The organism is Aromatoleum evansii (assembly GCF_012910805.1).
Taxonomy (GTDB): Bacteria; Pseudomonadota; Gammaproteobacteria; order Burkholderiales; family Rhodocyclaceae; genus Aromatoleum; species Aromatoleum evansii.
Genome location: NZ_WTVK01000059.1, coordinates 20329 through 34508, shown reverse-complemented (window position 1 = coordinate 34508; position 14180 = coordinate 20329). Strand labels below are relative to the sequence as shown.

At 69.3% G+C, this 14180-nt stretch carries 10 protein-coding genes; 1 reads left to right on the top strand and 9 read right to left on the bottom strand.

The genetic code is table 11. From position 1 onward, the window contains the following. Nucleotides 1–16 precede the first annotated feature (16 nt). From GO615_RS22650 to GO615_RS22615, 8 genes are all read right to left on the bottom strand, one after another. Nucleotides 17–493: a hypothetical protein gene (locus tag GO615_RS22650; RefSeq protein ID WP_169132147.1), complete on the bottom strand. Its 477-nt coding sequence runs from the start codon at nucleotides 491–493 to the stop codon at nucleotides 17–19. Then, nucleotides 483–1847 (bottom strand): phosphatase PAP2/dual specificity phosphatase family protein, encoded by a 1365-nt coding sequence (locus GO615_RS22645; RefSeq protein ID WP_211167309.1) that lies wholly within the window; start codon nucleotides 1845–1847, stop codon nucleotides 483–485. The genes GO615_RS22650 and GO615_RS22645 overlap by 11 nt, the downstream gene beginning before the upstream one ends. Further along, nucleotides 1844–3601 carry a bifunctional alpha/beta hydrolase/class I SAM-dependent methyltransferase gene (locus GO615_RS22640; protein ID WP_169132146.1) on the bottom strand — a complete coding sequence of 586 codons (1758 nt, stop codon included), beginning with the start codon at nucleotides 3599–3601 and terminating at the stop codon, nucleotides 1844–1846. The genes GO615_RS22645 and GO615_RS22640 overlap by 4 nt, the downstream gene beginning before the upstream one ends. Then, nucleotides 3602–4222, bottom strand: a complete 621-nt coding sequence (locus tag GO615_RS22635; protein ID WP_169132145.1) for a CDP-alcohol phosphatidyltransferase family protein — start codon at nucleotides 4220–4222, stop codon at nucleotides 3602–3604. 105 nt (nucleotides 4223–4327) lie between these two features. Next, on the bottom strand, nucleotides 4328–7717 hold the full coding sequence (locus tag GO615_RS22630; RefSeq protein WP_339380110.1) for an EAL domain-containing protein: 3390 nt from the start codon (nucleotides 7715–7717) through the stop codon (nucleotides 4328–4330). Further along, a complete protein-coding gene (locus tag GO615_RS22625) occupies nucleotides 7690–8124 on the bottom strand; it encodes a response regulator (protein ID WP_169132144.1) in 435 nt (144 codons plus the stop codon). Before GO615_RS22625 ends, GO615_RS22630 begins: the two co-directional genes overlap by 28 nt. Continuing rightward, nucleotides 8121–9281, bottom strand: coding sequence for a sensor histidine kinase (locus GO615_RS22620; RefSeq protein ID WP_169132143.1), 1161 nt, complete (start codon nucleotides 9279–9281; stop codon nucleotides 8121–8123). The genes GO615_RS22625 and GO615_RS22620 overlap by 4 nt, the downstream gene beginning before the upstream one ends. 334 nt (nucleotides 9282–9615) lie before the next feature. Continuing rightward, a complete protein-coding gene (locus tag GO615_RS22615; RefSeq protein WP_169132142.1) occupies nucleotides 9616–10803 on the bottom strand; it encodes an acyl-CoA dehydrogenase in 1188 nt (395 codons plus the stop codon). Nucleotides 10804–11099: 296 nt separating this feature from the next. Between GO615_RS22615 and GO615_RS22610 the strand changes: the two genes are divergently transcribed. Continuing rightward, complete coding sequence (locus GO615_RS22610; protein WP_169132141.1) at nucleotides 11100–12011, top strand: LysR family transcriptional regulator; 912 nt, start codon at nucleotides 11100–11102, stop codon at nucleotides 12009–12011. Nucleotides 12012–12023: 12 nt separating this feature from the next. Here the strand turns inward: GO615_RS22610 and GO615_RS22605 are convergent, their stop codons facing one another. Then, the gene (locus GO615_RS22605; RefSeq protein ID WP_169132140.1) at nucleotides 12024–14105 is read right to left on the bottom strand and encodes a diguanylate cyclase; all 2082 of its coding nucleotides are present in this window, start codon (nucleotides 14103–14105) and stop codon (nucleotides 12024–12026) included. Nucleotides 14106–14180: the final 75 nt, after the last annotated feature.

Genomic DNA, 14180 nt, shown 5'->3' with positions numbered 1-14180 from the left:
GGAGGGAGGGGCACGGTCAGGCGGTCGCGGCGACCAGCAGCACGGTGCCCAGCAAGGTCGCGGCCTGGAGCGAGAGCCACATCGCCTGCCGTGCGAGCAGGCGGCGCGCGCCGTGCAGGCGGGCATCCAGCGGACGACAGTCGCCGGTTGCCGCGCGTGACTGCGTCCAGTCCGCGAGTGCGCGGTCGAAAAGCCGCAGGTCGTCGGCGGGCAGAAGGCCGGACGGACGGCTCCAGGCGCTCGCCCAGCCTGAGAAGATCGCCGTGTCCAGGCGCGTGCGCCAGGCGCAGAAGGCCTGCGCCGCCGCTGCGCACAAGGATAGTGCGAACGCGCCGAGCACCATCCCTTCCGGCCGCTCGATGGCCGGCCACAGCAGCGCCGGCAGCACCAGCGTCCGGCTCCATGCGTCGAGGACGCTGCCGGTTGACAGCATCGCGGCCGCCACCCGTGCGCGCGCCGCGTCGTGCAGGCGATCGGCGGAATCAGGCGGCATGGACATCCTGGTGTGCGTCGGCGCAGGCCTGCAAGGCGGCCCGGTGTGCGGGACCGAGGACGACCTGTGGACGTTGGCGGCGCAAGGTGGCGATGGCGTGGTCGACGTCCGGGCTGCGTCCCGTCAGCACCAGCCAGGCGGCCACGGCGCAGGCGCTGCGCGAGTAGCCGAGCGCACAGCACACCAGGAGCGGGCCGTGGCGCCGTGCCTGTTCGATGCGATGTGCCGCGTCCTGCAGTTGGCGCGGTGTCGGCGCCACCAGGTCGAGCATGGGCAGGCCGGTGTATTGCCACGGGCCCCGCGGTGCGGGCAGTTCGGCGCTCAGGTCGACCAGGCCGGTGAATCCGCCGGCACGCATGCTGCCGGCGTCGGGCAGCCGTCCTGCGTGCACGCCGTCCGCGATGTGGTCGGGGGTGGGGTGACGCCGCGTCCACAGGCGCGCGTTCAGCCATGCGCCGGCGATATACGGGGCGAGCAGCAGGGCCGCGCCGACCGATGGCCGTCCGCGCGTCTTCTGCAGGCCGGCAGTGCCGAAGCCGAGGTAGCACAGCCCGGTCAGCGACAGTGCGACGCTTCCCCATAGCAGCCACAGCGCGCCACCGCCACCGCCGCAGCCGAAGGCGACTGCGCCGAGGGCGGCGGCGGCAGCCAGGTAGCGTGCCGCCAGTTGCCGGCGGCGCGGGTCGCGCGTCAGGCGCCAGGCCGCAAGTGGGGGCGTTTCCTCGTCCGGCCACAGCCACAGGCACAGCGCGCCGACCAGCGCCCCGGTCGGGACGTCGATGAAATGGTGCTGGTAGGTGGTGAGGACGGACACGCCGATGAGCAGGGCCCACGCGTGCACGCACAGCAGGGCGGGGCCGCGGCGTCCGGCGGCGAAGCGCGCCCACAGGATGACGAGCAGGCCGATGTGCAGCGAGGGCGCCTGGTTGTAGGGTTTGTCGAAGCCCGCGAGGAGGTCGAAGAGCCCGCCGAAGGGCCCGTCGATCGGCGGCCGCTCGAAGGCGAAACGCAGCGGAAAGAGCAGGAAGCAGGCGACCGAGACGAGCTGAGCGGTGAGCAGGCGCAGCGCGAGGCGATCGACCTGGCGGGCGCTGGCGCACAGGAGGAAGGCCAGGCCGTACAGCAGGTCGATCGACCAGTAGGGAACGATGGTCCAGGGTAGCAGGGGGATCGCCGTTTCCCACGCGAACACCACCGAGGTGGCGACGCCCGACAGGGCGGCGCGGGAATTGGCGTAGCCGTAGCTGAGGAAGAAGAACGGCCCGAGGAACAGCAGCCACAGCAGGCTGCGCTTCCACAGGCCCGTGTCCGCCGCCGCGGCGACGGGCAGGGCCGCTTCGGCGGCGTCGCTCATGCCGCGACCCGGCGCGCCAGCGAGACCGTGAAGATGCCCCATTCGTCGATGCGCTGCTCGATCTTCTCGAAGCCGGCGGCCGCGACCAGCTGGTCCATCTCGGCCTGCGTGCGGCGGCGCATGACCCAGGCCTTGCCCTGGCGATGGCTGGTCAGTGCGCGCGCGATCAGTTCGAGCTGGGGATGCCAGGGCTGCCCGGTGTACAGCAGGTAGCCGCCGGGTTCGATGGCGTCGGCGAGTCCGGACAGGGAGCGAGTAACCGCGTCGTTCTCGGGGAAGAGCTCGTACAGGCCCGACACGATGCCGACCGAGGGGCGCGGGGCCACGCTGGCGAGCGAGCTGCGGTCGAAGGCGTCGCCCTGTTCGAAGCGGGCGACCGTCGCGAGGCCCTTCTCCATGATCAGCTTGCGGCCGTCGCGCACGTTGATGTCGCTGTAATCCCTGAGGAGGACGGAGGCCGGCTTGCGGGGCGACCGCTGCAAGGCTTCGAGCACGTAGCGGCCGTGGCCGGCGGCGATGTCCATGATGTGCACGGCGCGTCCGGTGGCGTGCAGCGCGTCCATCGCCTTGTGCAGCAGTTCCTCGAGGTGCAGCTTGCGCTGGCGGATGCCCTTCCAGCCGATTGCATCGAGGTAGTTGCGGTCCATGAGGCGGCCGAGGGGGCCGCGCCCGGAGGGAGTGTTGCGGTACACGTAGTCGAGCGTGCTGCCCGAGTCGAAGCCGGTGCGGTGTCCCAACCGCACGCCGTCGGCGAGCAGCCCGCCCAGTTTCATGGCTTGCCGGTACAGCGCCCAGTAGGCGCCGCGCGGGCTGAAGGGCGAGAGCGGGCGCGCCAGGGCCGTGGCCTCGTCGTGCGTCGGGCCGCTGCGGTCGGCCTGGCGCAGGTCGGCCGTGACGGGGGCGGCGGCGAAGCGCTCGCCGATGAAGCGGCGCAGCTCGGCGACGGCCTCGGCGCGTCCGGCTTCGCCGAGGGTGTCGTGGAAGAAGCCGTCGAGGACGTGCTTTTCCTTCACCTGCGCACCCAGGCGGGCGAAGAATTCATGCTGCGGGCGGTGGTGCACGACCCAGTCGGCGCCCGAGATGAGCAATTGCGTCGGCACGGTGATTGCCTGCGCATCCGCGACCACACGCTCGGCCGCGTCGTACAGGCCGAGCAGGATATTCACCGAGATCGGGCGCGTGATCAGCGGATCGTGGTCGTAGGAGCGCTGCCGTTCGCGGTCGTGGGTGAGGAATCTGGACTTGACGTAGCTGTTGACGAAGAAGTTGCCGCGCAGGGCCTGCAGCCAGCGCAGGCCGGTGCGGGCGAAGGGCACGTAGAGCTTGACCTTGAAGGCAGGCGAGGCGAGCGCGAGGCAGCGGATGCAGGGGGCATAGTCGTGCACCCAGGTGGCGACCGTGACCGCGCCGACGCTCTGCGCCACCACGCCGATGTCTTCGGGCCGCAGCGCGTAGCCGGCGCACAGGTGGTCGATGAAGGTCTGCACGTCGCGCACCGAGGTGCCGAAGCTCGGCGAGAATCCGCGCACGCCGGGCGACAGCCCGTGGCCGCGCGCATCCCAGGCATAGAAGTCGAAATCGGGCAGATCGAGCTCATCGACCAGATGCGCCATGCGGCCGGAGTGCTCGTGGCCGCGATGGAACAGGACGATGGCGCCGCGGCGTGCCGTCGTCGCCGGCCAGCGGCGATAGAAGAGGCTGGTGCCGTCGTGCGTGAGGAAGCTGCACTCGTGGGCCTGACGTGCCGGGGTCATTTACAGGGGTGCTCCTTGCAGGGTGAGTTCGCGCAGGCCGCCGCGCACGCGATTGACGATGTTGAGGGCGGTGGCGAAGGCCACGAGGGGCATGAGCCAGAACGCCCAGTGCGGCAGCGTGCCGGCGATGCCCAGCCACAGGCCGAGGGCGCCGAACACGGCGGCGCGGTCGCTCTTGCCCATGGGGCCGTCGTAGCGGCGAGCGGCGCCGACGGCGGACGCGAGGGCGCCGGCCATCTCCGACAGCGCGGCGAGGAAGATCACGGCGCCGACGCTGCTCCAGCCGAACGGCGCGACGGCGACGAAAGGCAGATACAGGGCGGCGTCGGAGACGACGTCGGTCAGTTCATTGAGGTAGGCGCCGAGTGCCGAGCGTTGGCCGAATTCCCGCGCGAGCATGCCGTCGATGGCGTTGAGCGCCATGCGCAGCAGCATGAACGGCGCCAGCAGCAGGAAGTACGCCGGCGTCGGGGCGAGGAGCAGTGCGGCCCCCAGCAGGCAGGACAGCGTGGCGGCGAGCAGGGTGACCGCATTGGCTGTGACGCCCGCGCGCGCCAGGCGTGTGACGAGGGGGCGCAGGATGTCCTGGAAGCGCGCCTTCGCCTGGTAGATGCTGAACATGTGAATGGAATAATGCAAAAGGCATTGATTATTCCATTATTAATGCCAATTGGAAAATTCCGCGTGCCGTGCATGGACCGCGGCACAGGGGGCGGCGAGCCCCGTTCACTGCCGGGCGCGCAGCAGCTTCTCGAACTCCCCGGCCGGCAGCGGGCGGCTGAACAGGTAGCCCTGGTACTTGTCGCAGCCCTGCCCGGCGAGGAAGGCGAGCTGGGCGGCGGTCTCGACGCCTTCGGCGGTCACGGCGAGGTTGAGCTTGCGCGCGAGCGCGATGATGCCGCCGGCGATCTCCATGTCGTTGCGGTCCTGCGGGATGTTGCGCACGAAGCTCTGGTCGATCTTGAGTACCTCGATCGGCAGGTTCTTCAGGTAGGACAGCGAGGAATAGCCGGTACCGAAGTCGTCGATCGCGAGCCGCAGGCCCATGCTGCGCAGCTGGCCGAGGCGTTCGACGGCCTGCGCCTCGTGGCCCATGATCATGCTCTCGGTAAGCTCGAGTTCCAGCGCCTGCGGCGGCAGGCCGGTGTCCTTCAGGATCGCGGCGATGCGGTCGGGCAGCTCGGCCTGCCACAGCTGGCGCGCCGACAGGTTCACCGACACCTGCAGCGGCGGCAGACCGGCGTCGGCCCAGCGGCGCGCCTGCAGGCAGGCCGAATGCAGTGCCCACTCCCCGATCGGCACGATCAGGCCGCTCTCCTCGGCGAAGGGGATGAAGCGTCCCGGCGGCACCAGGCCTTCGTCGGCATCGTTCCAGCGCAGCAAGGCCTCGCAGCCGACGATGCGCCCGCTGGCGATGTCGACCTGCGGCTGGTAGTGCAGCACGAAACGCTCGTGTTCGAGGGCATGGCGCAGCCGCCGCTCGAGGTTCAGGTGGCGTTGCGCCTCGACGCTCATCGCGTCGGTGAAGAAGCGGTAGGTGTTGCGTCCCTGCGCCTTGGCCTGGTTCAGTGCGGTATCCGCGTGCTGGATCAGCACGGCCGCGGTGCGCGCATCCTGCGGATACATGCTCACGCCGATGCTGGCCCCGACGTACACCGGCTGGCCGTCGGCGAGCTGCAGCGGCTCGCGCAATTGGTCGATCAGCGTCTGTGCCGCGTGGGCCGCCTCGTCCGGCTTGGTGAGGTTTTCGAGGATGACGAGGAATTCGTCGCCGCCCCAGCGCGCCAACGTGTCGTCCTGCTGCAGGCAGCCGCGCAGGCGCTGCGCGATCGCGATCAGCGCCTCGTCGCCGGCGCGGTGGCCGAGGCTGTCGTTGATGGTCTTGAAGCGGTCGAGGTCGATGAACAGCACGCCGATGTGCCCGTCCTGGCGCGCGGCGCGCTCGATGCCGTGCTCCAGGCGCGATTGCACGAGCAGGCGGTTGGGCAGTTCGGTGAGCGGGTCGTGGTGCGCGAGGTGTTCGAGCTGGGCCTCGGACTGCTTGAGCTTGCTGATGTCGGTCGTGACCCCGACGTAGTGCGTCGGGCGGCGCTCCTCGTCATAGACGGTGCTGATGCTGAGCCACTGCGGGTACAGCTCGCCGTTCCTGCGCCGGTTCCACAGTTCCCCCTGCCAGTCGCCGGTGCGCATGATCTGTTCCCACATGCCGCGGTAGAAGGCGTCGTTCTGCAGGCCGGACTTGAGCATCTGCGGCGCACGGCCGATCGCCTGGTCGCGCGAGAAGCCCGTCATCTCGCACCAGGCGCGGTTGACGCTGACGATGCGCCGCTCGAGGTCCGTGATCATGACGCCGTCGCGGGTGCTCTCGATCACCGCGGCAGCCTGGCGGAGCGCGTCGTCTGCGCGCACCTTCTGTACCGCAAGCGCGGTGATCGCGGTGAATTCGTCGATGATCGCGACAAGATCGGCATCCGCGTCGCGAGGGGTGTCAAAGTAGACGGCGAAGGTGCCGAGCACGCTGCTCCCCGCATCGCGGAAGGGAAAGGACCAGCAGGCACGGAAGCCGACACGCGCGGCGATGTCGCGGAATGGTACCCAGTTGGCGTCGGTCGTCACGTCGACGGCGAACACGGCCTCGCCCCGCGCCGCGGCCGTGCCGCAGGAGCCCATGCCCTCGCGGGGTGGCAGCTGCTCGATCGCCTCGCGGTAGTAATCGGGCATGCGCGGTGCGGCGCTCTGCGTGAAGCGGCCGCTAACCGGGTCGAGCAGCAGGATGGAGGCGCGCATCTCCGGTTCGAGCTGTTCGAGGCGTTGCGCGACGTCTTCGAGGATCACCGCCAGCGGATCTCCCGCGACCAGGCGGTTGAGCACGGAACCGCGCGCGGCCTTGAGCTGTTCGGCCTTCTTGGAGGCGGTGATGTCGGTCCAGGTGCCTACCACTTCTAGCGGCCCCTCGTCGTCCGTGCGCATCACGCGCATCTGGTCGCGGATCCAGATCACGCGCCCGTCGTCGGCGACGAAGCGGTATTCGTGGTCGAGCCATCCGTCGCGCAGCAGGCCGGCCTGCGCATCGAGCACGGCCTTGCGGTCGGCGGGGTGCAGGTGGGTGAGCCACCATCCCGGGGCCATGACCTCGTCGAGGGGGCTGCCGGCGATGCGCTCCACGTTCGCGCTGACCCAGGTCGCGACAAGGCTGCCGTCGTGCATGCCCAGGGTGTACAGGACGACCGGGCTGGCCGACATGAGATGGGAGAGGTGCGCGCTGGTGGCCCGCAATTCGGCGCGTTCGCGCAACAGCTCGGCCTGCTCGCGCACTTTTTCCAGGGTGGCGGGCAAGGCGTTGAGATAACCCTCGTAGCGCGCGATGCAGTCGCTCACACCGCTGTTCAGGGCCTGGGCTGCGACCTCCTCGCCGCTGCCGCCGGTCAGCAGCACGATGGGGCGCGCAAGGCCGCGCTGCTCGCGCAGCACGCGCACCAGCTCGAGGCCGTCCATGCCGCCGATGCCGGTGTCGAGCAGCAGGACGTCGAAGTCGGGCGGCTGTGCCGGGTCCGGCGGCACGGCGGCGAGGATCGCGGCCGCATCGGGAACGACGTCGAGACGGATGTGCGGCACGTGGCGGGCCAGGTGCTGCCGTGTCAGCGTCGCGCGGCGGTTGTCGTGTTCGCCGTACAGGACGCGCAAGGGCGGCAGCCGCCGCCCCGGTTCGGCGAGGAAACGCGCGAAGGCGGTGCGCAGCGTCGTCGGCAGCTGTGCGAGGTAGTCGCCGCGTTTGACCACGTAGCCGTCGGCACCGGCCTTCAGCGCCGCCAGCGCGGCGACCTGGTCGCCCGAGCCGGTGAGCATCACGACGGCCAGCGGCAGCTGGCGCCGGCGCACCTCGGCGAGCAGCTCCAGGCCCGATCCGCCGGCCAGCCGCAGGTCCGACAGCAGCACGTCATAAGGCAGCGGCCCCGACAGCCGGGCGAGCGCCGCGTCCTGTGCGGGCACGACATCGAGCGCGATGTCCGGCGCGGCGCGCGCGAGCATGCGCTGCGCGAGGTCGGCGTCGGCGGCATTGTCCTCGACGTAGAGGACGCGCAGCCCGCCTAGTTCGGAAGGGCGTTCAGCAGGCACCAGTATTGCTCGATCTGTTCGGTCACTTCGATGAAGCGCGCGAAATTGACCGGTTTGATGATGTAGGAATTGGCGCCGAGCTCGTAGGCCTGGCCGAGGTCGGCGTCCTCGCCCGAAGTCGTGAGCATCACCACCGGGATGTAGCCGAAGTGCGGGTGCGACTTGAGCTGGCGCAGCACTTCCAGGCCATTCACGCGCGGCAGCTTGATGTCCAGCAGCACCAGGGCCGGCGGCGCGTGTCCCTGTTCCCAGCGGCGGATGAAGGCGAGCGCCTCTTCGCCGTCGCGTGCGACCTCGATTGCGCAGCAGTCCGGGCCGCGGCGGGCGAAGGCGCGCAGCGCGAGGTCGAGGTCGACGGGATTGTCCTCGACCAGCAGGATGCTGCGTGGGGCATGCTCGCCTGTCATTGCCGAAGCTCCACGTGGAAGGTCGCGCCCTGGCCGGGTTCGCTGACCGCCCACACCGTTCCACCGATGCGCTGCAGCGCCTTGCGTACCAGCGCCAGCCCGATGCCGGTGCCGGGGTAGTCCTCGGCGCGATGCAGACGCTGGAATATCTCGAAGATGCGATCATGATACTTCATGTCGAAACCGACGCCATTGTCGGCCACCGTCAGGACGATGTGACGGTCTTGACGGTACGCATCTATCGTGATGCGCGGGGTCGGCGTGTCGCGCGTGAATTTGAGCGCGTTGCTGACGAGGTTGCGCAGCACCAGGGTGAGCCCGCTCGGGTCGGTGCGGATCTGCGGCGGCAGTTCCCTGATGACGACCTCGACGCCGCGCGTCTGGATCTCGTGCGCGAAGCCGTCGAGCACGCCGCGCACGGCGGCGGGCAGGTCCACGCTGCGCACATCCAGCGCCTGGCGTTCGATGCGCGAGTAGGCGAGCAGATCCTCGATCAACTCGTGCATGTGCAGCGCGCCGCGGCGGATGCTCGTGAGGAAGTGGCGGCCGTCCTCGTCGAGGCGGTCGCGGTACTGCTCGAGCAGCAGTTGGCTGTAGCCCTCGATGCCGCGCAACGGCGCCTTGAGGTCGTGCGACACGGTGTAGGAAAACGACCTCAGTTCCTGGTTGGCGGCCTGCAGCTGGGCGGTGCGTTCGGCGACGCGGTCTTCCAGCGTCGCGTTGAGGCGGCGCACCTCGGCCTCGGCCGCCTTGGTTGCGGTGATATCGAGCAGCACGCCGTGGATGTCGGTGACTTCGCCGCGTTCGTTGCGCGTGAGCCAGGTGCGGTCGTCCAGCCACACCCAGGTGCCGGAGGCGGTGCGGATGCGGTATTCCTGGCGGTAGTCGTCGGGCCCGTTGGCGAGATGTTCGGCGACGTCGTGCTCGATGCGCGGGCGGTCGTCGGCATGGATCAGATCTGCGTACTGGATCCTGCCGGAGATGAAGTCATCGCGGTCATAGCCCCACTGCGCGATGCCGTCGCTGACGAAGGCGACGGGCCAGCCGGGCTGGTTGCGCCACTCGATCGCCACCACCGGCGAGCGGTTGATCAGCGCGGTGACGCGAGCGGCGTCGGTGGTGTTGCACGCGGCGGTCGCATCCGTGGGTTTTTCCATCGTGTTCCTCCGGCCTGGCGCGTCGCGGGACCGCCAATGCGGGGCGCCCGGGCTGCTCGTCGGAAGATTCTACCGCCCTGCGCGGCGGAAGCTGTGGAGTGTTCCGCGCCAATGACGCCGGAGTGCCGGTATTGGGCAAAGAGGGGGCGGCGATATGCGGCCGGAGTGCAGCGCGGATGCGTGGTAGTCCGCGGCGGAGGTATGAGCCGCGACCGGCGGGTGCTGCCCGGTCGCGTCCCGGAGGAAGAAGGAAGCCCGGAGGCCGGGCTTGTCGCCCTCGCCCGGGCGCCCGACCCGTGCGAGGGCGGTGCCGGGCGGGGCAGGCTCGCCGAACTCAGTTGGCGAACGCGGCGATGCCGGTGATTGCGCGGCCGAGGATCAGCGCATGGATGTCGTGCGTGCCTTCGTAGGTGTTAACCACTTCGAGGTTCACGAGGTGGCGCGCGATGCAGAACTCGTCCGAGATGCCGTTGCCGCCGAGCATGTCGCGCGCGACGCGGGCGATCTCCAGCGACTTGCCGCAGGAGTTGCGCTTCATGATCGACGTGAGCTCGACCGGCGCGTTGCCCTCGTCCTTGAGGCGACCCAGGCGCAGGCAGCCCTGCAGGCCCAGCGTGATCTCGGTGAGCATGTCGGCGAGCTTCTTCTGGATCAGCTGATTGGCGGCGAGCGGGCGACCGAACTGCTTGCGGTCCATCGTGTACTGGCGCGCGGTCTCGTAGCAGGCTTCCGCCGCGCCGAGCGCGCCCCAGGCGATGCCGTAGCGGGCCGAGTTCAGGCAGGTGAAGGGGCCCTTGAGGCCGCGCACGGTCGGGAAGGCGTTCTCTTCCGGCACGAACACCTCGTCCATGACGATCTCGCCGGTGATCGAGGCGCGCAGGCCGACCTTGCCGTGGATCGCGGGAGCCGACAGGCCCTTCCAGCCCTTCTCGAGCACGAAGCCGCGGATGTCGCCGGCGTCGTCCTTCGCCCACACGACGAACACGTCGGCGATCGGGCTGTTGGTGATCCACATCTTGGCGCCCGACAGGCTGTAGCCGCCGTCGACCTTCTTGGCGCGCGTGACCATGCTGCCGGGGTCGGAGCCGTGGTTCGGCTCGGTCAGGCCGAAGCAGCCGATCCACTCGCCGGTCGCGAGCTTGGGCAGGTATTTCTGTTTCTGCGCCTCGGTGCCGAATTCGTTGATCGGCACCATCACCAGCGAGGACTGCACGCTCATCATCGAACGGTAGCCGGAATCCACGCGCTCGACTTCACGCGCGATGAGGCCGTAGGCGACGTAGTTCATGCCGGCGCCGCCGTACTGCTCGGGGATGGTCGGCCCGAGCAGGCCCAGTTCGCCCATCTCGCGGAAGATCGCGGGGTCGGTCTTCTCGTGGCGGAAGGCCTCCTGCACGCGCGGCAGCAGGCGCTCCTGGCAGTAGGCGCGGGCGCTGTCGCGCACCAGGCGCTCGGTCTCGGTGAGCTGGCTGTCGAGATACAGGGGGTCGGCCCAGTCGAAAGTCACGCGGTTGCTTGCCATGGCGAATCTCCTCAATGCGGCGTTTGGTCGTGGGCCGGGACTACCCGGCTCTGGTCGGTGACTGCACTATAGTTCCGCATCGAGCGCTGCGACAAACGAAAATTTCGTGATAGCTTGTGCGGAAAACGCACTTGGTGAAACGGCCATGGCGGTGGCAGCGGCTATGTGGGAGCGGCTTCAGCCGCGAAGCAGCGGTGTTGCGGAGTGAATCGCCCATTCGCGGCTGAAGCCGCTCCCACCGAAACATCCGTGCGTTCTGCCCTGTCATGCGCGTTGCGCACTTTATGGAGCCATCGATGCGCCGCAAGATCCCCAGCACCGCCGCCCTGCTCGCCTTCGAGCGCGCCGCGCGGCATGAGAGCTTCACGCGTGCGGCGGAGGAACTCGCCCTCACGCAGAGCGCGATCTGCCGCCAGATCGCCGCGCTCGAGGACTTCCTCGGCTTGCGCCTGTTCCGCCGCACCAAGCGCGGGGTCACGCTCACCGAGGCGGGCCTGTCGTACAGCCGCCAGATCAGCGCGCGCCTCGATGCGATGGAGCGCGACACGCTCTCGGTGATGGCCCACCACGGCCGCGGCGCGACCATCGAGCTCGCGGTCATGCCCACCTTCGCGACGCGCTGGCTGCTGCCGCGGCTGGGCGAATTCCTCGCCCGCCATCCCGACGTCACCGTGAACATGAACAACCGCACGCGCCCCTTCCTGTTCGCCGACACCGAGTTCGATGCCGCCTTGTACTTCGGCGACGCCGGCTGGCCGGGGACCGAGGCGCACTTCCTGATGCGCGAGAACGCCACCCCGGTGTGCAGTCCGCGCAGGCTGCAGGGCAGGGCCTCGCTCACGCCCGAGGAGATCGCGGCGTTGCCGCTGCTGCAGCAATCCACCCGCCCCTATGCGTGGCGCGAGTGGTTCGGTTCGCTGGGGATGCAGGTCGCGCACGACATGACGGGCACGCGCTACGAGCTGTTCTCGATGCTGGCGCAGGCGGCGATGCAGGACATGGGGATCGCGCTGATCCCGCCCTTCCTGATCCGCGAGGAACTCGACAGCGGGCGCCTCGTGATGCCGTGCGAACACGTGTATCTCAGCACCAAGGCCTACTACCTGATCATCCCCGAGCGCAAGGCCGAGACGGCGTCGCTGGCGGCCTTCCGCGACTGGCTGGTGGAGGAGGCGGCGATATACCGCAGCGCCGCGGGTCTGGGGTGAGCGCGGACGTCGTCAGGCCGGGTCGGTGTCGCAGCACACGCGGTCGCGGCCGGCCTCCTTGGCGCAGTACATCAGGTCGTCGGCCCGCTTGAGCAGGGTGTCGGCGTCGTCCTCGGGGCGCAGCGTGACCACGCCGATGCTCGCGGTGACCACACCCGCGGGCGGCGTCGGGTGCTCGCGCAGCGCCTGCTGCACGCGCTCGCCGAGCACCTTCGCTTCGCTGGCGGAGGTGCGCGGGCACAGCACCATGAACTCCTCGCCGCCCCAGCGCGCCAGCGTGTCGGTGCGGCGTATCGTCTCGCGCACCACCGCCGCGCCTTGCGCCAGTACCGCGTCGCCCACGCCGTGGCCCCAGGTGTCGTTGATGGTCTTGAAGTGGTCGAGGTCGTACATCAGCAGCGACAGCACGTCGCCGTGGCGCCGCGCGCGCTCGATCTCCAGTTCCAGCATGCGCTGCAGGTAGCCGCGGTTGTAGCAGCCGGTCAGCACGTCCGTGGTCGCCAGGCGCAGCAGCTCCTGCTCGTTGCGCTTGCGCTCGGTGACGTCGCGATTGACGCCGATCATCCTTACCGGCTGGTGGCCGTTGCCCGGCACCAGCACGGCCTGGGCGTCCAGGTGGCGGATCTCGGTGCCGTGGCGCAGGATGCGGAAGGTCGTGACAAAGTCGCCGCCGGTGCGCAGGGCCTCGTCGACCAGCTTCGTGAGGTGCGGGACGTCTTCGGGCAGGACCAGCGTCAACACGTCTTCGAAGCGCCCGCTGAACTCGTCCGGGCTCACGCCGAACAGTTCGTGCATGGTGCTGTCCCACACCACCTTGCCGCTGTGCGGTTCGTATTCCCAGATGCCGATGTGGGCGGCGCGCGTCGCCAGCGTCAGGCGCTGCGTGAGGTGGCGCACCTCGAGTTCGGCCTCGCGGCGCGCGGTGATGTCCACCATCAGACCGCGCAGCAGCCTGGGTTCGCCGTCCTCGGCGACCACCGTGACGATGTCCTCGAGCCACACGACGCGCCCGTCCCTGGCGATGAAGCGGTATTCGAAACGATGGGGTTCCAGCCGGCCGGTGCACGACGCGCAGTATTGCGGCGCCCATTCGCGGTCCTCCGGATGCAGGTGCGCGACCCAGAAACCGGGCGTCTGCCAGTCCTCGACCGGGTAGCCGAGCAGGCTCTCGGCCTTGCGGCTGACGAAGCTGAACACGAAGGTCCGGGCATCGGCTTCCCACACGATGCCGTCGGTGGTGTTCACGAGGTCGAGGAAGCGCTGGTGGTGCTCCCGCGCCGCCTGCTCGCTGGCGCGGTGCGCGGCGCTTTCCTCCTCCAGGCGGGCGGTGCGCTCGCGCACGCGGTCCTCGAGCGTCGCGGTGAGATTCTTGAGGTTTTTCCACTGCAGGCGATACTGCCGCAGGTAGATCAGCAGCATCAGCGCGACGAGTGCCCACACGCCGACGTGCGTGATGACGAGCTGGCGGCGCGACGCATCGACGCGGGTGACGAAATCCGCCGCCGGGATCGACACGCTGATGCCGCCGCGCACGTCGCCGATCTTGTAATGCTGTTGCTGGTGGCAATCCAGGCATTCCTTGCGCACGAACAGCGGCGCCATGTAGCGGATCAGCGGTTCCGTGCCGGCATGGAGGATTTCGCTGCGTTCCTTCTCGCCGGCCTTCTCGAAGGCCAGCAGCGCCTGCGCCTCCCACGGGTCGGCGACGTTGCCCGGATTGATCGGGCGCAGGCTGGTGATGTGGATGCGGATCCCGCTCTCGCTCTCGATGACGCCGGCCATCTGGCGCGTCATGTAGGCCGGATTGACGGTGGTGAGGTGGATGCCGGAGGTGGTGACGGGGTCGCGCTCGGGCAGTTCCAGATACTTGTTCGGCGGCGTCGACTCGCTCTGGCGCACGAAAACGCCGCCGGCGCGGGAATTCCACAGGCGCATGGCCTCGATCATGTGGAAGATGTCGCGCCCCTGCTGGCGTGCCGTCGCGAACGCGGCATTCTGGCTCTGCTGCAGCGTCAGGCCGAGGGACAGCAGGATCAGCAGCGTCCATGCCCCGAGCGGAAGCACCCAGTAGAAGCGGTCAGGGATGCGGAGCATGGCGATAGGAACCGCGCAAGGGTCGGGTCAGCGGCTCATTCTAGTCCGCCCGCGATCAAATTGTCATGAGATCGC